This is a genomic window from Paucibacter sp. XJ19-41 (genome assembly GCF_028462495.1).
GTDB lineage: Bacteria > Pseudomonadota > Gammaproteobacteria > Burkholderiales > Burkholderiaceae_C > Roseateles_E.
In genome coordinates this window covers 1-503 of record NZ_JAQOWX010000295.1, presented here as the reverse complement: position 1 = coordinate 503, position 503 = coordinate 1, and the positions used below count along the sequence as shown (strand labels likewise).

Annotated in this window: 1 protein-coding gene; it reads right to left on the bottom strand. The window is 71.8% G+C overall.

The genetic code is table 11. The features are described 5' to 3' along the window. A partial coding sequence (locus PO768_RS29060; protein WP_272648831.1) for an extracellular solute-binding protein occupies positions 1-503 on the bottom strand: 503 nt, incomplete at both ends.

Here is a 503-nt window from a genome sequence, read left to right as displayed (position 1 = left end):
GGCCGGCGCCGGGCCAGCCAGACTGCGCCAGGCGCGCAGGCGCTTGAACGCCCGCTCCAGCGCCGGGTCGCCAAAAGCCGCCGGATCGCGCTGCACCAGCATGCGCCGGTACAGCGCCGGCCCGGCCTCGCTGAGCAGCAAGGCCTCGAACACGGTGGCCACCTGCCAGGGCTCGTCGCTGAAGGCCACCGGGCTCACGCCGGCGGCACGCAGCCGGGCAGCGGCGCGCTCCAGCCCGTCCCAGTCACTCGGCAGCTCGATCCTGTGCTGGCGGAACAGCGATTTGTTCAGATAGAGGTTGTTGATGCGATGGATGCCCAGCGGCGCAGCCACCACATGCTCGCGCACCGTCAGCTGCGCCATCACCTGCGGGAACAGCACGCGGCTCCACTGGCGCCGCTGGGCCACGCCGTCGAGCTCCAGCAGCAGGCCCATCTCGGCCCACTCGCTCATCGACTGGCCATTCAGCTGCGCCACCTTGGGCGCCATGCGGCGCAGCGTGC